This window comes from Pedobacter sp. KACC 23697 (assembly GCF_045348445.1).
Lineage (GTDB): Bacteria > Bacteroidota > Bacteroidia > Sphingobacteriales > Sphingobacteriaceae > Pedobacter.
The window spans coordinates 353,464-378,296 of sequence record NZ_CP157485.1 but is presented as its reverse complement, the minus strand read 5'-3'; the positions used below and the strand labels follow the sequence as shown (position 1 = coordinate 378,296).

22 protein-coding genes and 1 tRNA gene are annotated in these 24,833 nt (G+C 39.4%); 16 read left to right on the top strand and 7 right to left on the bottom strand.

Features of this window, described 5'->3' with window-relative positions; genetic code table 11:
- Positions 1 to 408: 408 nt before the first annotated feature.
- From ABEG20_RS01390 to ABEG20_RS01375, 4 genes are all read left to right on the top strand, one after another.
- Complete coding sequence (locus ABEG20_RS01390; protein WP_406825633.1) at positions 409 to 3,630, top strand: two-component regulator propeller domain-containing protein; 3,222 nt, start codon at positions 409 to 411, stop codon at positions 3,628 to 3,630.
- On the top strand, positions 3,615 to 4,445 hold the full coding sequence (locus ABEG20_RS01385; RefSeq protein WP_406825632.1) for a response regulator: 831 nt from the start codon (positions 3,615 to 3,617) through the stop codon (positions 4,443 to 4,445). Before ABEG20_RS01390 ends, ABEG20_RS01385 begins: the two co-directional genes overlap by 16 nt.
- Before the next feature lie 252 nt (positions 4,446 to 4,697).
- Positions 4,698 to 5,144: a DoxX family protein gene (locus ABEG20_RS01380; RefSeq protein ID WP_406825631.1), complete on the top strand. Its 447-nt coding sequence runs from the start codon at positions 4,698 to 4,700 to the stop codon at positions 5,142 to 5,144.
- A 173-nt stretch (positions 5,145 to 5,317) separates the two neighbouring features.
- Positions 5,318 to 5,405: transfer RNA gene (locus ABEG20_RS01375), tRNA-Ser, on the top strand.
- Between the two features lie 93 nt (positions 5,406 to 5,498).
- On the opposite strand, the gene ABEG20_RS01370 is transcribed toward ABEG20_RS01375, so the two are convergent.
- From ABEG20_RS01370 to ABEG20_RS01360, 3 genes are read right to left on the bottom strand one after another with little or no spacing between them, the layout of a single operon-like run.
- Positions 5,499 to 5,954: a pyridoxamine 5'-phosphate oxidase family protein gene (locus ABEG20_RS01370; RefSeq protein ID WP_406825630.1), complete on the bottom strand. Its 456-nt coding sequence runs from the start codon at positions 5,952 to 5,954 to the stop codon at positions 5,499 to 5,501.
- 30 nt (positions 5,955 to 5,984) lie between these two features.
- The gene (gene adhP / locus ABEG20_RS01365; protein WP_406825629.1) at positions 5,985 to 7,022 is read right to left on the bottom strand and encodes an alcohol dehydrogenase AdhP; all 1,038 of its coding nucleotides are present in this window, start codon (positions 7,020 to 7,022) and stop codon (positions 5,985 to 5,987) included.
- A gap of 53 nt (positions 7,023 to 7,075) precedes the next feature.
- A complete protein-coding gene (locus tag ABEG20_RS01360; RefSeq protein ID WP_406825628.1) occupies positions 7,076 to 7,951 on the bottom strand; it encodes a universal stress protein in 876 nt (291 codons plus the stop codon).
- A gap of 382 nt (positions 7,952 to 8,333) precedes the next feature.
- Between ABEG20_RS01360 and ABEG20_RS01355 the strand changes: the two genes are divergently transcribed.
- On the top strand, positions 8,334 to 8,873 hold the full coding sequence (locus ABEG20_RS01355; protein ID WP_406825627.1) for an AAA family ATPase: 540 nt from the start codon (positions 8,334 to 8,336) through the stop codon (positions 8,871 to 8,873).
- Positions 8,874 to 9,147: 274 nt separating this feature from the next.
- Positions 9,148 to 9,297, top strand: coding sequence for a hypothetical protein (locus ABEG20_RS01350; protein ID WP_406825626.1), 150 nt, complete (start codon positions 9,148 to 9,150; stop codon positions 9,295 to 9,297).
- A 176-nt stretch (positions 9,298 to 9,473) separates the two neighbouring features.
- On the opposite strand, the gene ABEG20_RS01345 is transcribed toward ABEG20_RS01350, so the two are convergent.
- Positions 9,474 to 11,336: a helix-turn-helix transcriptional regulator gene (locus ABEG20_RS01345; protein ID WP_406825625.1), complete on the bottom strand. Its 1,863-nt coding sequence runs from the start codon at positions 11,334 to 11,336 to the stop codon at positions 9,474 to 9,476.
- Between the two features lie 197 nt (positions 11,337 to 11,533).
- Here ABEG20_RS01345 and ABEG20_RS01340 point away from each other — a divergent pair, with 197 nt between their 5' ends.
- From ABEG20_RS01340 to ABEG20_RS01330, 3 genes are all read left to right on the top strand, one after another.
- Positions 11,534 to 11,866: a DUF4870 domain-containing protein gene (locus ABEG20_RS01340; RefSeq protein ID WP_406825624.1), complete on the top strand. Its 333-nt coding sequence runs from the start codon at positions 11,534 to 11,536 to the stop codon at positions 11,864 to 11,866.
- 95 nt (positions 11,867 to 11,961) lie between these two features.
- Positions 11,962 to 12,618 carry a suppressor of fused domain protein gene (locus ABEG20_RS01335; RefSeq protein WP_406825623.1) on the top strand — a complete coding sequence of 219 codons (657 nt, stop codon included), beginning with the start codon at positions 11,962 to 11,964 and terminating at the stop codon, positions 12,616 to 12,618.
- Positions 12,619 to 12,626: 8 nt separating this feature from the next.
- On the top strand, positions 12,627 to 13,154 hold the full coding sequence (locus ABEG20_RS01330) for a hypothetical protein (protein WP_406825622.1): 528 nt from the start codon (positions 12,627 to 12,629) through the stop codon (positions 13,152 to 13,154).
- A 10-nt stretch (positions 13,155 to 13,164) separates the two neighbouring features.
- Here ABEG20_RS01330 and ABEG20_RS01325 read toward each other — a convergent pair whose 3' ends face one another.
- A complete protein-coding gene (locus tag ABEG20_RS01325; protein WP_406825621.1) occupies positions 13,165 to 15,009 on the bottom strand; it encodes a helix-turn-helix transcriptional regulator in 1,845 nt (614 codons plus the stop codon).
- A gap of 230 nt (positions 15,010 to 15,239) precedes the next feature.
- On the opposite strand from ABEG20_RS01325, the gene ABEG20_RS01320 reads away from it, so the two are divergent.
- The 5 genes from ABEG20_RS01320 to ABEG20_RS01300 all read left to right on the top strand — a co-directional run bounded on the left by ABEG20_RS01320 (position 15,240) and on the right by ABEG20_RS01300 (position 18,653).
- Positions 15,240 to 15,569 carry a DUF4870 domain-containing protein gene (locus ABEG20_RS01320; protein WP_406825620.1) on the top strand — a complete coding sequence of 110 codons (330 nt, stop codon included), beginning with the start codon at positions 15,240 to 15,242 and terminating at the stop codon, positions 15,567 to 15,569.
- Between the two features lie 164 nt (positions 15,570 to 15,733).
- Positions 15,734 to 16,201 (top strand): hypothetical protein, encoded by a 468-nt coding sequence (locus tag ABEG20_RS01315; RefSeq protein WP_406825619.1) that lies wholly within the window; start codon positions 15,734 to 15,736, stop codon positions 16,199 to 16,201.
- Between the two features lie 17 nt (positions 16,202 to 16,218).
- A complete protein-coding gene (locus tag ABEG20_RS01310) occupies positions 16,219 to 16,710 on the top strand; it encodes a hypothetical protein (RefSeq protein ID WP_406825618.1) in 492 nt (163 codons plus the stop codon).
- Between the two features lie 66 nt (positions 16,711 to 16,776).
- Positions 16,777 to 17,766, top strand: a complete 990-nt coding sequence (locus ABEG20_RS01305; protein WP_406825617.1) for a hypothetical protein — start codon at positions 16,777 to 16,779, stop codon at positions 17,764 to 17,766.
- The gene (locus ABEG20_RS01300; protein WP_406825616.1) at positions 17,766 to 18,653 is read left to right on the top strand and encodes a hypothetical protein; all 888 of its coding nucleotides are present in this window, start codon (positions 17,766 to 17,768) and stop codon (positions 18,651 to 18,653) included. Before ABEG20_RS01305 ends, ABEG20_RS01300 begins: the two co-directional genes overlap by 1 nt.
- An 8-nt stretch (positions 18,654 to 18,661) precedes the next feature.
- Here the strand turns inward: ABEG20_RS01300 and ABEG20_RS01295 are convergent, their stop codons facing one another.
- Positions 18,662 to 20,095, bottom strand: a complete 1,434-nt coding sequence (locus ABEG20_RS01295) for an ATP-binding protein (protein ID WP_406825615.1) — start codon at positions 20,093 to 20,095, stop codon at positions 18,662 to 18,664.
- A gap of 362 nt (positions 20,096 to 20,457) precedes the next feature.
- Here ABEG20_RS01295 and ABEG20_RS01290 point away from each other — a divergent pair, with 362 nt between their 5' ends.
- Positions 20,458 to 21,951, top strand: coding sequence for a hypothetical protein (locus ABEG20_RS01290; RefSeq protein ID WP_406825614.1), 1,494 nt, complete (start codon positions 20,458 to 20,460; stop codon positions 21,949 to 21,951).
- A gap of 151 nt (positions 21,952 to 22,102) precedes the next feature.
- Positions 22,103 to 23,821, top strand: a complete 1,719-nt coding sequence (locus tag ABEG20_RS01285; protein WP_406825613.1) for a cytochrome-c peroxidase — start codon at positions 22,103 to 22,105, stop codon at positions 23,819 to 23,821.
- Positions 23,822 to 24,131: 310 nt separating this feature from the next.
- Here ABEG20_RS01285 and ABEG20_RS01280 read toward each other — a convergent pair whose 3' ends face one another.
- Positions 24,132 to 24,815 carry an arylesterase gene (locus tag ABEG20_RS01280; protein WP_406825612.1) on the bottom strand — a complete coding sequence of 228 codons (684 nt, stop codon included), beginning with the start codon at positions 24,813 to 24,815 and terminating at the stop codon, positions 24,132 to 24,134.
- Positions 24,816 to 24,833 lie beyond the last annotated feature (18 nt).

The following is a 24,833-nucleotide window of genomic DNA, read 5'->3' as shown; positions in this document are numbered from 1 at the left end:
GTCCTCACTCATGCTTCGCTCCGGGCTATCCGTTCTATTACTTGCCCGTTGCAGGCGGGGGGTTATTTAACATCGGTCAGTCGTGCTTAAGATTGCATACTCCCGCTGGTTGTTCTGCTCGGTTTTGCGTTAGGGATTGTAAGGGTCAAGTACCGATCTTTCATCGGTACCGGAGCGAAGCGCAGCCCTGAAAAAGTCCGACCCTTTGCCGTATTTCACGGAATTGGGCAACGCCCTCGTCAATTGGCAGTTTTCAGTTGGTAATTTTCAGTTGGCAGTTTTCAGTTGGCAGTTTTCAGTTGGCAGTTATCGGTTAGCAATTTTCAAGTTTATTAACGTGGTAAATGATTGCAGATACAAACCGATTCGTCTCAATCTTGCTACATATTGGCTCAAATTCAAATTAGCATGAAAGCAAAACATTTCTTTAATATATTTGAAGCTACTGACCAATATCTCTTGAAAAAACTCATCATCCTTGTATGTCTGTTACTTTCGGCCAACCTGCTTTGGGCGCAGCCTTACTATTTCAGACATTACCAGGTAGAAAACGGGCTTTCTAATAATACGGCCTTTTGCAGTGTGCAGGACGGAAATGGCTTTATGTGGTTTGGCACTAAAGATGGGCTGAACCGGTTTGATGGTTATGCTTTTAAAACCTATCGCCACGATACCGAAAAAGCTGGTAGTTTGGGCAACGATCTGATTTCTGCCCTTCACCACGATCACGAACAAACACTTTGGGTTGGTACAAATAACGGTGTGTATCAATACAATCCAAAAAAAGAAAGCTTCGCCATGATTGCAGCAACTAAAGGGATGCGGATTACAGATCTGGCGAGCGATCTGCATGGAAATTTATGGATTTTATCTTCATTTAAGATATATTTATATCAAAAGCGTACCAGGAAAATACAGTCTTTTCGCCATAATGCACCGTTCGATGCCTCACTGGTAACCATTTTAAAAGATGGCAGTGTATGGATCAGTACCGGAAAGGGAACGCTGGAAAAGTACAATCCCAAAACGAATCATTTCCGGCAGTTTAATATTAATGGAAAAAATGCCAAAGCAGAGTACGGATGGGTATCCAGAATAGCAGAAACTGAAGATGGAAATTTATTGGTTGGCACGACTAATCAGGGGGTTAAGCTTTTTAATCCGGTTACCTTAACCTCAAAAAATATAATCAGATTAAATGACGACCAAACGCCAATCTTTGTCCGGGATATTAAAAAAACAGGGGCACACGAGTTTTGGATTGCCACAGAATCCGGCATTTACATTTATAATGATATAACTGGAGCAATTGTCCACCTCAAAAAGCAATACAATAACGATTATTCCTTAAGCGATAATGCGGTTTATACCATTTGTGTAGACCGTGAAGGGGGAGTTTGGGCCGGCACCTACTTTGGAGGAGTAAATTATTACTCGAGCCATACTTCACTGTTTACCAAATATTTTCCGCAAAACGGCGCAAATTCGATCAGCGGAAGCGATGTGAGGGAAATTACAAAAGATCGGGCTGGTAATTTATGGATCGGTACGGAAGATGCCGGACTAAATAAACTGGACATCAAAACAGGACTATTTAAGCATTTTTTGCCCGATGGAAAACCCGGCAGCATTGCTTATTCCAATATCCACGGTTTATTGGTTGATGGCAATAAACTCTGGATTGGTACTTTTGAACATGGATTGGATATTTTAGACCTGAAAACAGAAAAGGTAGTTAAACATTACCAGGCTGGCGTTGGAAATGCCCTGCGCACCAATTTCATCGTTACTTTTTGTAAAACGCGTTCGGGCGAAATTTTAGTTGGAACCATTAACGGAATTTACCGTTATAACCGCAAGAAAGATGATTTTGACGCCATTACAGGCCTTCCTTTTATCTTTTACGATTCGGTTATGGAAGATAGTAAAGGCAATATTTGGGCAGGTAGCTTTAACGATGGGGTATTTCAATTTAATTTATCCAAACCTGGTTATGTAAACTACCGGAATATCCCAAAGGATGCAAAAAGTTTAAGCCATAATTCCGTAAATAGTATTTTTGAAGACAGCAAAAATCACATCTGGGTAACTACCGATGGCGGAGGGCTTTGCAGGTTTGATCAGCTGACACATCAGTTTAAGCGCTATGGTATAAAAAATGGTTTTCCAAGTAATTACCTGTTCCGCATTGAGGAAGATACCTTAAATAAATTTTGGATCAGCAGTACCAGAGGGCTTATCCATTTTGATCCCGCTACAGGTTTAAGCAAAACCTATGGAAAAGCAAACGGACTACTTACCGACCAGTTCAACTACAGTTCTGCTTACCAGGATGAAAATGGCCAAACCTATTTTGGAAGCGTAAAAGGACTGGTAAGCTTTAATCCGGCTAATTTAAAGGCCACAAAATATACTCCGCCAGTATTTTTAACCGGGTTTCAGGTTAACGGTTCGGAAATAGGTTTAAACGGAAAAGATTCGGTTACCAACAGATCGATCGTTTATGCTGATACCATCGAACTGAACTACAATCAATCATCATTTAGTATCGATTTTGCGGCCTTAAGCTACCTATCGCCAGAAATGACAGAGTATGCTTATAAAATGACCGGGCTTTATAAAAACTGGGAATATTTAAAAACCAACCGCAAGGTTTATTTTACCAAACTTGCCCCGGGCAGTTACATTTTTGAAGTAAAAGCCTTGGTTGAAGGAAGCAACACCTGGAGCACCAAAAATATTAAACTTCTGATCAAAATACGTCCTCCTTTTTACCTCAGTTCCCTGGCTTATCTCCTTTATTTAATCGCTACAAGCGGAATTGTTTTTTTTGTGGTACGGAGTTACCACCGAAAAATTGCGCTAAAAAACAGCCGGAGAATGGAAGTTTTTGAGCATGAAAAACAAAAAGAAGTTTATCAGGCCAAGATTGAATTTTTTACCAATGTTGCACACGAAATCAGAACACCGCTCACCTTAATTATCGGACCGATGGAGAAACTGATTAAACAAGCCGCTGCTGTACCTGCAATAGAAAAAAATTTAAGAATTATGGGTCGAAACACCGACAGGTTACTCAAATTAACCAACCAGCTATTGGATTTCAGAAAAACAGAAACCAGCGAATTTTCATTAAATTTTGTAAAAGCCGATATTTCCGAAATTTTAAAAGATATATTTTTACAGTTCCAGCCTGCAGCAGAACAGCAGGAAATCAAATACCATCTTCATTTACCCGAACAAAAAATCCATGCCTATATTGATATGGAAGCTTTTTATAAAATTATCAGCAATTTGGTAGACAATGCCCTAAAATACGGGAAAGCTAGTGTACAAATTCACTTATCATTGCAGGATGACGATAAGTTTGTGGTGATGGTTAAAAACGATGGGAACAGAATCGCCAAAGAGATTAAGGATAAAATATTTGAACCTTTTTTTCGGGGTAAGGAAACCGAAATAAAGGCGGGAACGGGAATAGGTTTATCGATTTCGAAATCACTTGCGCAACTGCATCGAGGTAAACTTTATTTAGATTTTAATGATGGTGATTTTAATATATTTGTATTAGCACTGCCTATCCACCAACTTATAGAATTTAACCTGAACGGAAAATGGAAGAAATTATAGGCACATTGATCATAAAAGATACGGAAGATATGGACAGATCTGTTGTGTTATTGGTTGATGACAACGAAGATATTCTCGATTTCATTTCGGATGATCTGGATGAAAAATACCACGTAATACAGGCGAGAAACGGCGTTGAAGCTATGGAAATCTTACAACGTGAAATCGTTCAGCTCATCATCAGCGATGTGATGATGCCCGAAATGGACGGCTTTGAATTTTGTGCAAAAGTAAAATCGACCCTGGAGTTCAGCCATATCCCCGTAATCCTGCTTACCGCAAAAAATTCACTACAATCTAAAATTGAAGGTTTAGAGCTTGGCGCCGATGCCTATGTAGAAAAGCCCTTTTCGCCCGAATTTTTACAGGTGCAGATTGCCAGTCTGCTTAAAAACAGGAACAAAATTAAGGAGTATTTCTCCAGCTCCCCCCTCCTTCACCTGAAAAGCATGGCCTATTCGAAGGCAGATGAGTCTTTTCTGGAAAAATTGCAGGATACCATTAACCAGAACATCAGTAATCAGGATCTGGATGTAGAACAACTGGCAGAAAAAATGAACATGAGCCGGCCAACACTCTATCGAAAAATCAAATCCATTTCTAACCTGAGTCCGAATGAGCTGATTAATTTGGCCCGTCTGAAAAAAGCTGCGGAACTGCTAAACGAAGGGCTATTGAAAATTTACGAAATTTCAGAATTGGTGGGTTATAGCTCGCAATCACATTTCGGACGGAATTTTGCCAAACAGTTCGGCATGTCGCCTACTGATTATTTGAACAGCAGGATAGCAGAAAAGAAGAAGGGGTCATTTTAAGAGGTTATTAAGCGCAGATAATCGTCAATTACGAGAAGGCTTTTCAGCCGAGAACCACTTAGTGCTCAGCGAAGCTAATTCTAAATAGGCAGCTTTCTCCCGAACGTCCGGGACTAGGCTTCAGTCCAGACGACTCTTTTGTAAGGCATATCTGTGAAAGTGCGTCATTTTTCATCTCAACATCAAACATTTAGCTAGCCATTGTTATTATCCTTTATTATGCTTAAATTGTTATAACTAAATATAGAAGTTATGAACATGCTTAAGAAAATCGAAAACTGGGGCGATCATCACCACCCAAAATGGCTTGATTTTTTCAGAATCTTATTAGGGCTCGTTTTAATGTGGAAAGGCATTGATTTTTATATCAATATGCAAGCCTTTAGTAATTTAATGCGGGGAGCCTTCTTGGGTACGGCGATCAGCATCAGCTTGCTGGCACACTTCATTATCGTTTTACATATTATTGGCGGTTTGGCCATCACACTAGGTACCTACACACGTACATTTTGCCTGATTAATTTGCCTATACTGATCGGTGCCGTATTTTTCATCAATATTTCCGGCGGAATTTTTAAACCCTACTCCGAATTCTGGATTTCGATTTCGGTACTGGCCGGATTAATCTGTTTTGCCATTGAAGGAAATGGGTATTTATCGGTTGAACGACAGAAAATTCATGCTAGAGAAGCAATTTAGCCGGGATTAATCAGCCCCGATTGTGACTATCAACAGCATAAAATGGCGGTTTATGGATGCTTTTTCATTTTTTTATCCATCCTAACTAAATGATTAGCAAGACTTAAAATATTAATTAAAATATTTGACCGGAAAAGGTTTGCAGATTAACGCCAAATTCCTACTTTTGCAGCGGAGAGCTGGCAGAGTGGTCGAATGCGGCAGTCTTGAAAACTGTTGACTGTAACAGGTCCGGGGGTTCGAATCCCTCGCTCTCCGCCAAAAAACCGAAAGCCTGAAATCGCAGATTTCAGGCTTTTTTTATTTAAACATCCTGTTCTAAATTCGAATGCGGAGGATATTCTTTTAAACGGATCAATTACTCCTGTCATTAACCTCAAATCTCCCCGTTTTTAGGTGCAGTACAATTTTGAACACAATCATTTCTTCATCATGCGTATCTGTTTTGCCTGTGCCATGCGATGGCTGCTCTGATGGTGTATTGGTCAAGGGCATCATCCGGTGGATAATGCCCTGCAAAACGTTTTGCTTTTCTGAAGTATCGGTAATTTCTTCAAATTTGCCCCAGCACACTACACTTTTCCAGTTGAAGGTGTCACGGATCTGGTCAATCTGGAAACAGACCTGTGGGTTGCTTCTCATCATCCTGATTTTTTGTCCGGGAGCAGAATGGGCATAAACTGTACCGTTGCGGTACACATAATTAATAGGCACAATGTAACTCACCCCATGGGCGTGGCAGCCTAAACGGCCTATGTATTGCTCTTTAAGGAGCTTTTCAACTTCCTGTTCTTCTAGTTTCCCTAACATTTTCAAAAAATTAATGTTGAACATTTATTACTACTGCGTTTCCGAAATGTCTAAAACCACCCTTCCCTCAATCTCCCCCATTTTCATCTGTTCAAATACGGCGTTGATGTCTTCCAGTTTGGCGGATTTAATCTGTGCCCTCACCTTGCCATCCACAGCGAATTCGATAGCCTCCTGCATGTCTTTTCTCGTTCCTACAATAGAACCCCTGATCGTAATCCTGTTTAACACAGTATCAAATATGGGAAGGTCAAAACTACCTGGAGGCAGCCCATTTAGCGACAAAGTGCCTTTTCTGCGCAATGCGGAAAGCCCCTGACTAAAAGCGATCGGCGATACTGCTGTAACCAATACGCCGTGCATTCCCCCGGTTTGTTTTTTAAGAAATTCGCCAGGGTCCTGTTCAAGTGCGTTAACCACAATATCGGCACCCAGTTTTCTGGCCATTTCCAACTTATCGTTTGAAACATCAATTGCAGCAACCTGTAAACCCATGGCTTTTGCATACTGAACGCCTAAATGGCCTAATCCGCCAATGCCCGATATGGCAACCCATTCGCCTGCTTTTACTTCGGTTTCCTTTAATCCTTTATAAACGGTAACTCCTGCACAGATAATCGGTGCCATTTCTGCAAAATTTACGTGTGAAGGGAAATGGGCAACATACCTTGAATCGGCAATTACATATTCTGCGAAACCGCCATCAACGCTATAACCACCATTTTGCTGTTCATAACATAATGTTTCCCAACCTGTTAAACAAAAGTCGCAACAACCACAGGCACTGTACAACCATGGAACGCCAACTACATCACCCTCTTTAACACTTTTAACATCATGCCCCATGGCGGCCACCAAACCAATAGCTTCGTGACCAGGTACCAATGGCATTTTTGATTTTACCGGCCAGTCTCCATTACAGGCGTGCAGGTCGGTATGGCATACACCACATGAAATTACTTTGACCAGGATCTCATATTGATTGAGCGGTCTGACCTTAAGTTCTTCTATGGCCAGCGGTCCTCCATATTGATGGACAACAGCGGCTTTCATTGTTTTAGGATACATATTTTTTGTTTAGGAATAGATTGTACAATTAAGTTTTAAAAACTCACCAGGCTTTACATCGGTATGCGGTGTTCAGGTGGTAAAACCAGAAGCGGGATCTGAATACGATCAGACATGGTCAGTGTATAGCTACCATTAAACAGGCGATAAAAAAATCCTTGTTTACGGTGTACCATTACCAGCATATCGATCTGGCCATTTTCTACGATCCAGTCCAGGCCATCTTTAACCCGCTCGCTGTTCACCTGCCTGTGGTAAATATTTCTATAGTTGACCCTATCGGCAACCCGGTTTAAAAAATCTTCAGTTTTTTGTTTGTAACCTGCCTGATCTGAGGCTGGATGCCCGGTATGCATAATGAGTATATCGGCATTTAAAGTTTTTGCAAATTCGGCAAGCGCACATAAAACAGAGATGTCACTATGGCTAAAATCGGTAGCGAAAGCAATTTTTTTTGGTTTCTTAAACAGATAAGTACCTGGGATGAGCAAAAGCGGTATATGGCGCTCAATCATTTTTCTGGCATTACTACCGATTAAAATCTTGGAGAACTTGCTTGCACTGTTCAATCCCATTATAACAAGGTTCATTTTACATTCGGTAAAATATTTATAAACCTCATCATCCACTTCTCCATAAACAACTTTAGCGTACACTTCTGGTTTAAGGCTGTAATCGTGATAGGCGGCTTCGTATTTCTTTTCGATCTTATGAAGCAATTTCTCCAGTGCTTTTTTAGCGTCATCTTCCATCTGGCTGTACGCTTCAGCAGGCCATACCAGCGACGCTGCAACCGGAGATACCACAGGAAGTTGAAAAACATGGAATAGTTCTAACCTTGCCCCGATATTAAAGGCTAAATCAGTTGCATAATTTGCTGCGTTCTCTGCTGTTAAAGAGAAATCAACAGGTACCAGGATCTTTTTCATATTACGCGCTGTTTATTAAGCATAAAGTTTGCAAAAAACCAATGTTAAAAATATGACCAGCATCAGCTATTTTAATGATTTTCAACTACATGCGGCGAGCAACTAAGATTCCCAGATCTCGTTTTTTAATAAGAAAGGATTGATGAAAGATAAAATTGGACCGTTATTTCCGTTGTTTGATCAAAAAAATTTTTAGGCGTTTTAGATTTTTATAATGTGAACCATAATTGTCATGGAAGCACAAGTAAGGCCTTGCCCGGGCTAGGTAATAAAACTTACCTAACGTAGTGAAGATATTTAGAGAAGGATACATCAAAGGATAGAAATTTTATCGGTTCTAAGTTCTAAGCTTTAATAAATCATTTTGCAATATCTTTATACCATGAAAATTCATATCCTGGGTGCATCCTGTGCGGGGGCCACAACACTGGCCGAGGCTTTATCTGCAGCATTAAATATCCCCTTTTTTGATACGGATCGCTTTTTCTGGGAGAAATCAGCTATCCCCTATACAATAAAAAGAGATGCTGTAACACGGAACCAAATGCTTAAGAATGCGTTAAGCCAAACAGAAAGCTACATTGTAAGCGGCTCGCTGGTCAGCTGGGGCGAGGAATGGAAACAAATGTTCGACCTTGCAGTTTTTCTTTACCTGCCAAAAGAAATCAGGATGGAGCGCCTGGTAAAAAGAGAAGTAGAACGGTACGGGAACAATATTTATGATGATCCATTGCGGCACAAATTGTTTATAGAGTTTATAGATTGGGCATCAAAATATGATGACCGTTCTTTTACGGGCCGGAATATCGGTATTCACGAAAGCTGGCTGGAAGCTGTAAACTGCCCGGTTATAAAAATTGAAAGAGATACCACAGTAGCGGAACGGTTAGGGCGTATTATTGACGGTGTTGATCGTAGTTAGGCTTTTCAGTATTTATATTTAGTAATTGAAAGAATTAGGAGTGTCTAAATTTGTCCGGTCGGGAAAGAAGGCCTACCTACCGGAGGTTACATCATCCTATACTGCATCAGCAGACCTACCAAAACAGTTTAAAGTATAATGCTGCTTGTAAACTGGTAGAGAAAGACTCTTTCTCAATTTTTTAAAAAAACAGGTTCCCCTAAATATCATCCAAAAAAAACCATTTATTTTACAAGTTTGTTTTGGTCGGCATTGTTTTTGTTACAATGGCGGTATGAAAAGGAATGATGTAATCAGTGCGCTCTTAGGTATGTTGATTATGGCCATCACTTATTGGCTTTTGTTTTATAAGTTCTCTTCTCCACAAGAGCACAAAAATGTAAGAATCTCTTCATCAGCACCGCGGTTTAATAATATAGAGTAAACGATTCCGTGCAACTATAGTTTTGATATGTTTACTCTATCAAAATAAGTAGTCTTGTTGCCAATAGCATAAGTGTAGGCTTTTTTAAACAGCACGAAAGGTAATTAATTACATATACTTTCGTCTTGTGATCATTTATATTTGAACCAGATTTCATTTAATGATAATCAACAGGATTACCCTAACTGCTGTAAGAATAGATTCAAATCTTCTTCTTTGCCCAAACCCAACTTTTGTTTAATCCGGTAACGGCTCATGCGCACACTTTTAGGTTCGATACCTAAACGAACAGAAACCTCTTTATTACTCAAACCCATTAGCATATAGGAGCAGTATTTTAGATCGAGCCTGGTAAGTGCGTGGTTTGCTTTTTCCTGCAGGCGTTCAAAAAAAGCAGGATTGGTTTCAAAAAAATCTGTCTTATGTGCTTCAAATACTTTATCCATCTTTTTCTGTTGGTTCACAATCCGTTTAATCTGCTCATCAACAGAAAGGTGGCTTTCAGGGTTTACCTTTTCCGGTATAAGTTCCAGCAGTTCATTCTTTTCTTCAATCTGTAAATTACCTGCTAACACTTCTTTCTCCAAACGCTCCTGCCGCTCTTTGAGCAAAACCTGCTCGGTTTGAAGTTGGATCGCTTCTGCCTCTTTTAACTGTGCCCTTAACTCAACAGCCTTTTTTTGCTGATCAATCAGCTCTTGTTTCCTGATCGATGCTTTGAGCTTATAATTGTAAGACATCAGCAATAAAAGCAATGCGGCAATCCCCGTTAATCCCGAAATAATATAAAAAACATTTAGTTTTTTGGTATACCTGGCTTGCTGCTGTAAATAGGCTATCTCCTGCTCTTTTTTCTGCGATTGATACTGCGCCTCTATCCTGACGGTGCTGTTTATTTTTTCTTCATCAAAAGCTTTTTTATAATAATTGAAATACTGCTTTAAATAATTTAAGGCTGCCTGCTGATTACCTTTTTTTTCGGCAATATTGGCAAGTCCCTGGTATATCCTGGCCTGCGTTAATGGCATTTTCACAACCACACCAGAAATTTTATCCAATCCGGTGAGGAGTATTTTTTCTGCTTGGTCATAATTTCCGTCGCGCAAAGCATATTCGCTCTTTAATCCATAGCAATTGAGTAAAACCTCCAGTAAATTTGTATTCGTCGCAATTCCAATAGCGATATCGACATATTTTTCGGCACTATCGCGATAAGATGCCGGAAAATATTGAAAATAGGTATTGGCAATATTTAAAGCTGCTGCAGCCGTATTGCTGTAGGTAAGCATACGGCCGGCCTGCTCTTTCGAGAGTCGAATCGACTTTTTATACATAAACAAAGTCGAGTCGAGCAGATTACGTTTTAATGTATCCAGCTTAAAACGGTCGAAATAACTTTGCCCAATCGTAAAATAAGCATTATTTAACAGGTCAACCTGTTTACTTTTCGATGCACTTAAGTAACATAAACCGGCGTATTTCTGCTGTTTTGACGGATCATTGCCATATCCATAAAAACTGGCCAGATAGTGATATATGGTACTTTCGTAATCATCAGCATGCTGATCTTTAAAAAAATCAAGTGCTTTAAGCAGCTTGGGGACCGACTTATCGTTCTCATCGTTCACCAGGTCTAACCAACCACTTCTAAACCAAACAAAGCCCAATGCCATACGGTCTTTTGTTTTTTGAGCATAATGTTGGGCACTATCTAAACTTGCATAAGCGCTTTTAAGGTCTTTTTTCCATACATATAAATGTACGAGTGTGGCATAGGCCATGGCTTTACTTTTCCCATCCCTTAGCCCTTCTGCAACCTTAAGGGCCTCATTGGCCTGTTGAAAGGAAAGCGGAAGTTTTTTTTCGAAATTAGCCTTGGCCAGCCTGCAGTATATATTTGCCTTTTCTTCTTTTGAAATGCTTTTCTGTGCCAGCAAATGGTTTAAAGAATCGATGTAGATCTTTTGTGCTTCGGCACTTTTAAAAAAAAATAGAAGAAAAAATAAAATACTTAATAATTTTTTCAGTGGTAGCTGCATAATCAAAAATAGAAAAGAAACATTTACGAGTACAGAATTACAACAATTAATTGGAAATAAGCCCGGTTTAGGGTTTTTGTAGTCTCCTTGTAGACGGCATTTGAGCAATTGGTAGTCGCAGTGTAGGTTCTCTTTTCTTGGCAGAACATAAAGGCTCAGGTAATTTTGCATTGTTCAATTTACCAGAAATTTAAACTATGAAACAGAAAACAATTGCAGTAGTGGCCTACATTACAATCATTGGATGGATTATTTCTTATCTCGAATTTAAAAAATCGAAAGAAAAAAGTGCATTGGCCAATTACCATTTGGGGCAGTCACTGGGCATTATCATTACCTCCGTTCTCTTAAGTATCTTAAGTAGTATTATACTGGCTATAATACCCGCATTGGGCCTTATATTTTACCTTATTTTATTACTTCCATTTATATTGATGCTGTTGGGAATTGTAACGGCCAATAATGGTTTAGAAAAACCAGTTCCTTTAATCGGACGCATATTTGAAAGGAAATTCAATTTCTCTAATTGAGTTTGTTATGGCTTTACAGATGTGAAAATGTAATAGCTCACATTGCAAAATGGCAAAATCTTTGAAAGCATTTTAAAAACTTAACTAACCTGATCATGACAACTGCTCAATATAAACAACAGTTTAAACCAGATGATAGCCCCGGATGGCAGGCGATAGATCATCAACTGGAAAAAATTTATGGCACTACCGAAGCCCGTCATTATCCACCGCTGTGCGGAATCCATTATGTAGCTGGTGGCACCGACCCGATAGATGGTGCCAGTATTTATGATAGTAACCACCAAAGCCTTCACCGCCACATCATCAGCTATGGTATGAGCGAACTTTATTACAATGAAGAAAAAGCCGGTGGAGAATTTAGCAGGTGGGGTTTTGAATTTACCTTTAGGTTAGCACCATTTAAAGATGATGAAAAAGATCCTGTCTGGGCCATTCAGGTAATGAATAATTTAGCCAGATACGTATTTTCGAGTGGTAAATGGTTTGAGGAAAACCATTTCATCCCGGCTAACGGACCAATAAGACTGAATACTGATACCCAGATAACGGGTTTTGTTTTTGCATTGGATCCGGAACTGGGAAAAATTGAAACCCCTCATGGCGAACTTAGTTTTCTCCAGTTGGTGGGGATTACCGACACCGAGGTAGAAGAACTAAAAAAAAATCCCTCTGCAGGAACTGTTGAAGAACTGATCAAAAACTTAAAGAAGGATAACCCGCTATTGATTACCGACCTGAACCGGAAATAGAAATGGCTATGCTACAACGAAATATCCTTTTAATACTGCTCATCGTTGGTTTAACCTCTTGTCAGTCTAAAAAGGCAGCTCAGTTAAATACAGTCCTCGTACATGCAGAAAGGAATATATTTAATATCATGGTGGGTAAAAACGGCCCTAATGAAAAGAAACTAAAATGCCTAATCGATGGCAATTTTAAATGCGCCCTGCAGGCGGTTGATGACAAGGAAAAGGCTTTTAACCAGGTAATCAATGAGATAAACGCGGTGGAAACAAAAGATATTGAACATGGAAATGAACTAAAGAAAGCAGCAGTCAGCTATTACGATGCAGTTAAACAGGTGGAAATTTCAGACAGACAGGAAATCGTCCTTCAGCAGCTAAGCCAGGATAAAAAAAACACAATACAGATGCGCGATAGCGCGATGGCAAAACAGTGGCAATTACTGAACAAAAAAATGGAAATGCGTAAGCTCATCACCAAAAAAGAAACCAAATTGGCCGAAATACAAAAACAGTTTAATTTGGTTAACCACCTGAATTAATGCAGGCAGACTATCCCATATCCTGTAAAAACAGTTTCAGGTCTTCATCCTTACCCAAACCCAATTTTTGCTTTATCCGGTAACGGCTCATGCGCACACTTTTGGCTTCAATATGCATCAACTGCGCAATTTTTTTGGTGTCCATTTTTAAATGAAGGTAGGCACAGAGTTTTAAATCGAGCGGGGTAAGTTTCTGCTGTGCTCTCTGATTTAACAAAGAAAAAAACTCAGGATGCACCTGCTGGATCTGGAATTTGGCTTCTTCGAAATCATTATCCAGGAGGAGTTCTTCATTCCAGATTTTATTGATGTTGAGCTTTTGGTTATCACTAAGTTTTTCCTTAAGCTGAAACAGCACTTCCTTTTTATGTTCAAGCTGTAACTGACTGGCCATTACTTCTTTCTGCAATTGCTGCTGTTGGCTTTCCAGCAAAAGCTGCTCCGCTTTTAACCGGGCCTGCTCTTCTTTTTCGAATTTCATCAGCAGTTCGGCATCCTGTTTTTCTAAGTGCAATTGCCTTTCGCGCTGTAAAGAGTACCTTAACCTGAAGTGGTAAGAACGGAACATAAATATAAGGCCCAAAAGGGAAGCAATGGCAATACCGAAGTAGAGGTACTTTTGTTGTCTCGCATATTTTTCGCGTTGCTTTAAAAGCTTTACCTCATTGTTTCTTTTTTCAGCCTCGTACTGTACCTCTAATTTTTGAGCATTTAAAGTCCGTTTTTCATCAAAATATTTGCTGTTATATTCGGTTGCTTTTTTTTGAAATTCCAAGGCCTTTTCATAGTTTTCCTGTTGCTCATAAAACTTAGCCAGCGCGGTTACGATATTGATTAAAGTGTAATAAGAAGGTACTTTTTGAGTTTTTAATATGCTATAAGCTTCTTGCAGATAGGCTTCAGTCATCACAAATTTTTTATTTCTCTTGGCATATTCACTCAAAATCCCCAAACTGCTTGCCCTGATTTCTTCGCCATTGATGGCCCCTTTCATGACTTCGTTGGCCATTCCGGCATAGCGAATAGCACGGGCTTTTGCAGCCTGATCGGTATCAGAAAAATAACGCAGATAATAATCTGCACTATTGATACAGGCTATACCATAAGTTTTGCGGGCAACATATTTAGGATATTGCTGATAAAGGTTTTGGGCCTTATTTAAATAGTAAATGATACTGTCTCGAAAAACTTCATTTTTAGTGCTGGCGTAATTATAATCTGCAGCAACAGATAAAGCAGTATAACAATTGCCCAACAGGTTATAATCGGTGGTTTTTAATGCATTTTCGGTAGCAGCCCTCGCATATTTATTTACATTTTTAACATCATCCCAATGGGTATTGATCATATAAAGCAGGTAATATATTTTGGCGCTGAGGTAAGGGTCTGCTGTTTTTTCCAATAACTTTAGTGCAAGCCCACAATATTTGGTCATCTGCTCCGAATTATCAATCGCATTATAGAACAAAGCCTGTGCATAATAAGCGTAGGCCATTGCAACAGGCTGCCGTGATTGCTGCGCGATAAACAATGCACTATCGCTTGCTTTTTTTGATAAAACAAAAGCTTTTGTTGTGGCATATATACTTGCCTGTATGGTATAGGCTTTTGTAACTTCTGTTACATTTTTAAATTTTAAAGCTAAAGCTGCACTCTGTTGAGCCTTTCGTATCGCTGCTTTATAATCGCCATTAATTCTACTTCGCTCTGCAAGCTGCGTTAGCAATGCCGGCTTATCTTTATCGCTTAGGTTATTAATCGCAGTACTGTCCAATAAAGTTTGTGCATTCGTTATAAAATAACTAATGCAAATACCAGTTAAGAGAAATATCTTTTTAAAATATTGATGTTTCATTGGCTAAAATTAACATAAAGATTGGAGTTGGATACTAATTGCAGACAAAATCCGAAAACCATAAAACATCATAAAAAACTGAATTTCAGATCATTAAATTAAATTGTAGATGTATTGTAGACGTTTTTAAAAACATTGTAGATGCTCTGTAGTTGGCAGATTCTTTTAGATGATGATGGTTTGCCCCAAATTTGACCTCAATAATTTTTCAACCTAAAAAAACAGAAATCATGGACAACAAAACCCTTTCAATCGTTTCTTACATCACCCTTATTGGTTGGTTAGTCGCTTATTTTGTCGGAAAAGATAAAGCTGATGCTTTGCTTAAATATCACTTAAGACAGTCGTTAGGCCTTGCCATTGTAAGTATTATTTTCAACATCGCCTTTACCATTATTGCCGGAATAGTACCTAGCTTATCCTTTTTAGGATTTGTGGGTTATGCATTTATCATCCTTTGGATCATTGGAATCATCAATGCGGCCAATGGCGCTCTAAAACCTGTTCCATTTATTGGTAAATGGTTTGAAGACAAGTCTTCATTTGTTGGTAAATATTAATAAGAAGTTTATGCGCCTCAAAATTTAAAATGTCATGCAAATGGTGATGGTATTTGCCATCACCGCATGTTTTTAATATTAGCCAAGGATTAAACTTAAAGTTATACCTTAAAACGGATGGTATAGGAACTGAAGCATATATTATACTGCAGATAATCATAAAAATGGAAGCATTTAAATACTTCGAACAAGAAGGAAATACTTATAACCTAAAAATACAAAAGGGACTTTTATATACCCTTGCTTTTGGCTGTATTGCAGCCATAATAGCCATTTTGATGTATAGCACCAGCAAGGCGACATTTTTATATATCGCATTATTTGCTTTTATAGGTCTCATGTGCATCCTGCGTACAACTGGCGCTATTATTTTCGATAGCCAAAACCGGGAAATACAGCGTAAACGTTTTTTCTTCAGCGCTCCGGCTAACTATAGCTTTGATGATTTTGACCATTTTCTCATCGCAAAACAAAAAAGCTATTTTATCACCGTCATGGTTCAGGCCATTATGGTCATGAGAAAAGATAATAAAACCAGACATATCCTGCTGGCACAAACCTTATTCACCGCAAAACCCCTGCAAAGACTTAGTGAAGAAGTGAGTACGATCATGGGCTTGCCACAACATTAAAACCGCAATACCTAACTATGACAGGATATAATCTAAAAACGGAAAGCGGACGTCTGAGTTTTCAGCCTGAACGGGATTATAAAGGCAAAATTTTATTTTTTTCGTTCCTTGCGGTAGGAATATTTGTGGTAACGCCTATGCTACACCTCTACCGGGATACGCACTGGGGCGTAATGGCCATTGGGTTTGTATCGGCGCTAACAGCACTTTACGATTTTATCTTCCATTTTAATGTTACCTATATTTTTGATCAATACACGGGGCAGGTATATAAAAAGATCCCCGGGGTATTTACCCGCAAAATTATGGCTTTTGAGGATGTATATCTCCTCCACGTACAGGAAGACGGGCTGTTGCATTATGCCTTATCACATCAACAGAATAAATTTGGCAAAAGCTTTGCCATCAGCCAGGCCTTTGGCAGCAACCGCAAAAGCCGGATCAGGCAAGCCGCATTTGAAACAGAGGTTTTGGCGGAAATTGAAAAAATCATCCACCTGAAAAGATGATAAACCAAGAACCTCAAATATCATAATTAGATACGATCAAAATATTAACCTGGCCAATCTAAAGATATGAACAAAGGACTTTCGATATTCTGGATAATTTACATGCTGTTTTTCGCTATTCCGTTCCCCATGTTCATCTATTACAACACCAAAGACGATAGCATACCCAACCTAATAACCGACAATCCATGGTATTCGCTTTCTATACTGGCCATATCCATACTCTTTTGGACCATATTATTAATTGGTTATTACCAGAAATGGGTGGCCCGCACTTTTTCGATCAAACGTAATATAGAAAAACTTAAAACCACCGGCGAACCGCGGGAGGCCAAAATATTGGAATCGACAAAAATACATAAAAAAGACACGGCCTACGATACCTATGAACTTACCCTGCAATTCAAAAACCTGTCGGGCAGCCTGGTGAGGCAAAAAACCATGGTAAATGATGCAAAACCTTATGAACGCCGTTACGAAGCGGGCAAGACTGTTGGCATTTTGTTAGACAAAGAAGTAAAAAAAGCCCCTTATTTTATTTTTGCCTCTACAGAAGTAAGCATTAAAAAAATGACTATATTTCTGACCAGCCTGGCCTGGCTTACCTTTGCCTCCCTTGTTGTCTGGTATTATGTTTATTGTTATCATGTAGAAAGCAGGGGCATGGGCTGGCGTTTTATGGGTATTGGCCATCCTTTATTAACCTGCGCCCTGATGCTGCTACTTTATCGTGCTTTCGGTGCTTTTATAGCTAAAAAGTTTATCGGCAAACCTGATCAGTTATTCCTGATTAAATTTAAAGGTACGCAGACTACTGCCAGGCTACTCAAATTGAGCCAGACCGGAACTTATATCAATGCGCAACCGATGATCGATTTTGAACTCGAATTTACCAATCAGTTTAACCAAAAATATCGGGCAAATATTAAAAAGATTGTAGATCTGCTAGACCTGGACAGTGTTAGACAGCCTTATTTTTCTATTTTTTACCTGAACGAAAATCCACAAAAAATTGCCTTTGAAAGTGATCTTAATGAACTTAAAGGAGAATTTTGATGAAAAATTTCAGAAAATTTTATGGCCTGGCCGTGCTGCTCAGCTTATTCGGTTTGAGCTGTAGACAGATTACCAAAAGTGTAAATGAAACCTTTCATCCAAACGATTCATTAGTAAAATATAATAAAGAAAACAGTTTTAAACATAATAGCGTAGCTAAAGGCATTACAAAATCATCTTCTGCCACTTCTATACAGCGCCAGCAAGAAAGAATTATCGTTAAAAACGATGATACCGTCGATACATCTGAAATGGCGCTCAAAACAAAAGAGATGTTCAAAGACATTGAATTGTTAAAGCAGAAACAAAGCCCGGCGACAGCTAAAGAAATAAAGAAAAGGGTAAACCGGTTTTTAAAAGAGATGAAACTGGAAGAAGGCGGGCTTAAAACCATTGGTACAGAAAAATCTATAGTAAAAACTAAAAAAGGATTATTAAGTACTGCCGGACTGGCATTGGCACAAGAACGGTTAAAGAAACTCCTCCAATACCGGAATAAAGAAATTATCGTGTACCAATCAGTTCATTTTTATGGTAATGGCTCCATAAACCTAATGTTGCGGCACCCTGTAAACCTCCAATATGCCGATGCTTATGAATATCGGGATGGGGAATGGTCTTTACCGAAACCCGTATTGGCCAGAGATATCGAAGGCCAAACCTTCCCTTTAAGCAGAATGCATTTTGAAGACGCATGGAAGGTAATCAAAATCTATAACGAAAAAGCCGCTCAGATTGAGGGGGCTGTACCAACTAATTCAGTCTACATTTCTATCTGGGATAACGATATGCGCTGGTTTCCAAGAAGTATCAACGGTACCCGTGAGCGTTTTGATATCCAATTCAATGATGATGGCACACTTAAAAGTTTTAGAAAGGCGTTCTAATGTTGATCCTATAAGTCGAATAAATCGTCCATAGTAACCTCATTCTGTACCAAACCAATAGTATACATATTGCTTTTAATGCCATATGTGGTAACCATGGCCAAAAACAATGCTTTTTTAGTTTTACTCTCCTGGCGGAATGTATTAAGTTTGTACTGTAATTCGGCGGCATAGGCTTTGTCTATCGCGAACTCAGTATTGGAGAATTTCATTTCACATACACTGATTACATTATCCTGCCGATCCAGCAACAGATCGATCTGCGCACCGTTTCCTGTTTCTGGCGCATGTCGCCAGGCTGAAGTTTCGGTAAACACCCCTGAAATGCCCAATGCCTGTTTAATATTACCTACATGTTTCATACAAATTCCTTCAAAAGCATAGCCACTCCAACTTTTCCAGGAAGATGTAGATGATTTTTTTAGCCATGTGCCTGTCTCGGTAGATCTGGAATGTTCGATAAACTTGAGGTAGAAAAGACTGTATTCATCACTAAGTTTGTAAATGCTTTTATTGGCATTCTTATGGAGCGGCAGGTACGGAGTAATAAAACCAGACTCTACCAGTTCTTCAAGCAAGATACTCGTAGTTCCTCCACTTTTCAGGCTACAGGCAGCCATGATTTCGTTTCTCGTCAATCCCGATGGTTTGTCTGCCAGCGCTTTAACCACAGCAATGTGCCTGTCTGCGGCTTCGAAAAGAGAGCGGTAAAGGTTTGCGAATTCTGTTGACAGCAGGCCATCTTTAGTAAAGCAAAGCCTGTCAATCGCCTGAATGGCACTTTCACCTTTTTTAAGTTCTTTTAGATAATGTGGCACACCGCCCATTACCATAAAAATATTCAAGATCTGGTAACGGTCGAGATGGATATGATTTCTTTTAAGGTACAGTTCCGTTTCTTGCAATGTAAAAGGCAAAAGGCGTATTTTTCGCGTCAGCCGGTTATGTAAACCTCCTTTACTGTTCACAACTTTTTTGATCATCCATGTGGCAGCAGATCCGCAGATGGCAACAATTAAATTAGGTTGTTGTGATGCCCATTGATTCCAGAAATATTCAAATGCAGACAGAAAACCCGATTTATGCGAGCTTAACCAAGGGAATTCGTCGAAGAAAATTACCGCTTTTCTTTTCCTGAGTACAGGGGTTGCAAATTCTCTGAGCTGCCAAAAAGCTTCTGTCCAGTTTTTTGGCGTTGCGAGTGCCAATCGGGAACCTAAAGCCTCTGCCATCGACCTGCTAAAATTAAGCAGTTGCTCCGTAGCATTTGCATGATGAACGCCTGAAAGTTCGAATATAAGCTGTTTTTGAAAAACCGAACGGATCAGAAAAGTTTTTCCAACCCTTCGCCTGCCAAAAATGGCCAAAAGTTCTGACGAAGGTGATGCAAGTACTTCTTCGAGTATTTTTCTTTCGGTAATCCTTCCGATGAGCAATTCCATTTTTCTTTTATTTAGTCAATAAACCAATTAATATCCGCAGCCAAAATATAGATTAAAAATACATTTTTGGCTGCGGATAAAAAATTATCTGCAGCCAAAACATATATCAAATATACAATTTTGGCTGTAGATATAAAGTATCAATTTGAACAAAAATTTTTAAAATCCGATGGTTCAACAGATACGACAATAAAATTTCCGGCTCTTTTCATAAAATTTACCGACTAAAAATCAGCGCTTTAAAATCATAAACCCGGCTTTACACAGAACCATTCTAAATAATAAGATACAGTTTAGTTTAACATAGACTTTAATTTCCGGAAACATAGCCCATTTAATTTTGCCGAAACGGAAAACAAAAAATGATGAACAAAACTTTATTGAAGCAAAGGGCTTTAACCCTTGCTGTTGCTGCATTCGTTACTTCGGCAGTTGTAATCAGTGCCTGTAAAAAGAATAATGAGGCAGAAAACCCAGAAACCACTACACCGGCAACACTAAAAGATTATTCGGTAAACCCGGCTTTGGTAAAAGCAATGTCAGGTTTCGAAAACCTGAACATTACTACTTTAATCAGTTCGGATGATGTACTGCCTGAATCGCCAAATTTTATTTTTGGTGCGCAACCTGATGGAGCAGGAATAATCAAAAACCCTGCAGGCGAAGGTTTTATTATGATTAACAATCATGAAATTCTTCAATCGGTATCACGTGTATATCTAGATAAAAACTTTAAACCAGTTAAAGGAGAATACATTGTTGATTCGGATGGTGGTATGACCCGTTTGTGCTCTGCTACAATGGCAACTCCTGAGGAACACGGCTTTTCCAAACCCATTTTTTTAACCGCGGGAGAAAGTGGTGCAGAATCAATGATCCACGCCATAGACCCTCTTGGTGCCGCAGATAAAAAGAACAAACAAAGAACAGTTAGTGCATTGGGCAGATGGAGTGCCGAGAATGCAGTACCTCTACCAAAAGGGGCATTTAGTGGCAAAACGGTAATTATGATCGGCGAAGATGAGAGTGACGGACAATTGGCCATGTATGTATCCAATACACAAGGTGATCTGGAAAATGGCAAGTTGTATGTAATGAAGCGCAGCAATAATGATCCGATAGAAACCAATATGGAAAAAGGACAAAGCTACGATGTGGAATTTGTGGAACTTGATAATGTAAAAAGCAGCACGGGTGCACAGTTACAGCAACAAACAATCGAGAAAAAAGCATTAATGTTAGCTCGTGTAGAAGATATCGATTACAGAAAAGGCAGTGCTGCAAACGGACGCGAAGTATATTTTACGGCAACTGGTGTAAGCCAGGGTGATAAAATTACACCAGTAAGTGGAAAAACCATGTGGGGCCGCGTTTACAAACTTGTATTGGATGCCAGCAATCCATTAAAAGGTAAACTGGAAGTTGCCGTTGACGGAAATGACAATCCTGGAAAAAGCATTGTAAACCCGGATAACCTGTGTGTAACCGAAAACTATGTTTATATCCAGGAAGACGGAGATTCGTTCTACAAAAACAATGACCATGATGGAACGATATGGCAATTTGCAATAGCATCAAAATCATTAAAACCAATGTTGCAAATGAACCACCGCAGAACAGATGCAACCTTTAATGCCAAATACAATCCATCAAATAATGTACAGTTAAGTAGCTGGGAATATGGCGCAATGTACGATATCTCTGCACTGACCGGCATCCCGGAAACATTTATAGTTAACTTACACCCACACACCTGGACAAGCGATAAATACAAAAATGCCGATGGTGGTACCACCAGATTGGCAAATAATAGCGAAGGCGGACAAGTGGTAATTGTTCGCGGCGTTTCTAAATAACCGATTTTACCTCTTTATCCCTTTTGGCAAATGCCGGAAGGGATTTTTCTATTTTATTTCAATCCCTTATTCAAGCATGTTCAGCCTTAAAAAAATTGTCTTTTTCATTTCGCTCATCACCTTTACTACCCTGCTATCCATTTTCTGCAAAATGGAAAACAGATCAAATGCAGCATGGGTAAAAGCAGATTTTGACCGGGAGCTTATTGAATTTCAGGATATTATTGACAAAAATTTATTTCAGGCTGTTCAAAAAAGGGATGAAAAAGCCATTAAACAATCTTTTCTACAGGCGAGAATAAAATATAAACAGTTAGAGTATTATATCGAATATTTTTTCCCTTCAACTTCTACTTTGCTTAACGGTGCACCAATTGATGAAATCGAACTGGGCGAAAATCTTGTTGAAAATCCAACAGGCTTTCAGGTCATGGAAGAAATTATCTACCAAGATCCAACTACAGAAAACCGGGAGGCGTTAGTCAATGAGGTAAAAAAAATGCAGCTCAACCTGCAACGGGTTAGCCGCTTTAATGAGCAATACCAGATTACCGATGCGCAATTGTTTGACGCCATCCGTTTAGAAATTTTCAGGATTACCAGTTTGGGCATTACGGGCTTTGATACCCCAAATGCTTTACAGTCGATCCCCGAAACAGCTTCGGCATTAAAGGGAATAGCCAACGTACTTGCCCGGTATAAAAATAATGAATCAGATCAATTAATACCTTCAGCAATCAGCTACCTGAATAGAAATACCGATTTTAATCATTTCGACCGCTTAACCTTTATCACAGCATATCTTGATCCGATCAGTAAATACATCAACCTACTTCGTTTAGAAAAGAAAATACCTACTGCCACCAGTGGCTCTGCGCTTTACGATGACGCCACAAGCATGTTTCAGGTAAATGCCTTTAATGTAAATAAATTTGTAGGCAATAGCACTTTATTTATCAATAATGATAAAGTTGCGCTTGGAAAAATCCTGTTCAATGATACCATACTTTCCAATGGTAATAAACGAAGCTGCGCCAGCTGCCACCAACAGTCACTCTCGTTTACTGATGGTTTAACCAAAGCAGCAGGAATAGGAAAAGGAGAAATATTATTAAGAAATACACCAACCTTAGCTTATGCAGGATTACAACGCGGATTTTTTTATGATTTAAAGGCCGGAACCCTGGAAGATCAGGTACTTGATGTAGTTCATCATAAACAGGAAATGAATGGATCGCTCAAAGAAGCATCCGTGCGCATCAATTCTTCAAAAAACTATGCCGCCCTTTTTCAAAAGGCCTATCAGGACAAAAGCACAAAAGCTGATCCATGGAAAATCCAACATGCGCTGGCTTCCTATGTCCGCTCGTTAACCCCTTTCAACTCCCGATTTGACCGCTATATGCAGGGAGATAAAAAACAGTTAAATCAACAAGAGAAAGCCGGCTTTAATCTCTTTATGGGAAAAGCAAAATGTGGAAGCTGCCATTTTGCCCCTCTGTTTAACGGAACCCAGGCACCTTTATTTATTAAAAGTGAGGCAGAAGTTTTGGGTGTACCCGCTACAACAGATACCTTAAAGCCAAAAATAGACGCCGACTTGGGCCGGTATGCGCTTTATGCTTATCCACAATATAAACACGCTTTCAAAACTTCGACCATAAGAAACATTACCAAAACAGGTCCATATATGCACAACGGTGTTTATAAAACCCTGGAAGAAGTAATCGATTTCTACAACAGGGGCGGAGGCGCCGGTATGGGTATTAAGGTTGATAACCAAACGCTGTCTAGTGATAAGCTAAATTTAACGAAAACGGAGATTAAGCAGATTATTGCCTTTTTAGGAACACTTGAGGATTTGCCTTAACCTGATAATAACTTTTTTAACACAGGAAAAACAGCGGTAAGGCACCGAGCATAAACAGGCCCCCTTTTATTTTCAACGCAAAGAGCACTAAGGTTTCGTATTGGAAAACAAAGCCAGGTGTTTAGTTTGCTGATTGCACTTCAGACTACTACCCTTAAATTTCCACCCCCTTGTTTCAGCACCTACACTACCTCATCGAAAATGTATAAAAAGACGGGAATTATATTTTACCACTAAAATGCAAAGACCCAAAATATTTAATGTAAAAGCGTGCTTTTCTACTCCGCTTCAAGTTCTTTTCGGTTAAAGACTACAATAAATCCTTCAACACCATCCACACATTTTCTGCTAAAATCTTATCCCCTTCTGCTGTTGGGTGAATACCATCGGCCTGGTTTAATTTTGGAACACCGCCAACTTTATCCAATAAAAATGGGATCAGGGCCATTTGGTTTTTCTTTGCCAGTTCAGGAAACATGTTTTTAAAGTCGGCAGCATATTTTGCCCCCATATTTGGCGGAACCTGCATTCCCGCCAATACCATTTTAACATCGGGATATTTAGCTTTTACCCGATCGATAATGGCCTGAAGGTTTTTAGTGGTTTGCGCAACGGGCAATCCCCTGAGCCCATCGTTTGCCCCCAGTTCGAGCACAAAAATATCTACCCGCTGTTTAAGCAGCCAGTCAATGCGCGCCTTACCTCCGGCAGAAGTTTCCCCACTTAAACCACCGTTAATCACATTATAAGGCATTTTTAAAGAATCAATCCGGTTTTGGATTAATGCCGGGTAAGCTTCAGTAGGATCTAGCCCATAACCTGCAGTTAAACTCGTACCGAAAAAAAGGATATTTTTCCGTTCGGTTGCCACAGCAGTGTTTTTTTGGTCAGTTGAATCTAACGTTTGATCCGTATTGTTTTTACTTTGCCGGTTTCCGCAGCTTATCACCAAAAGGCTCAAAACAAATAGCCCCATTAATCGTTTTCGTAACATATCTAATTAATCTGTATC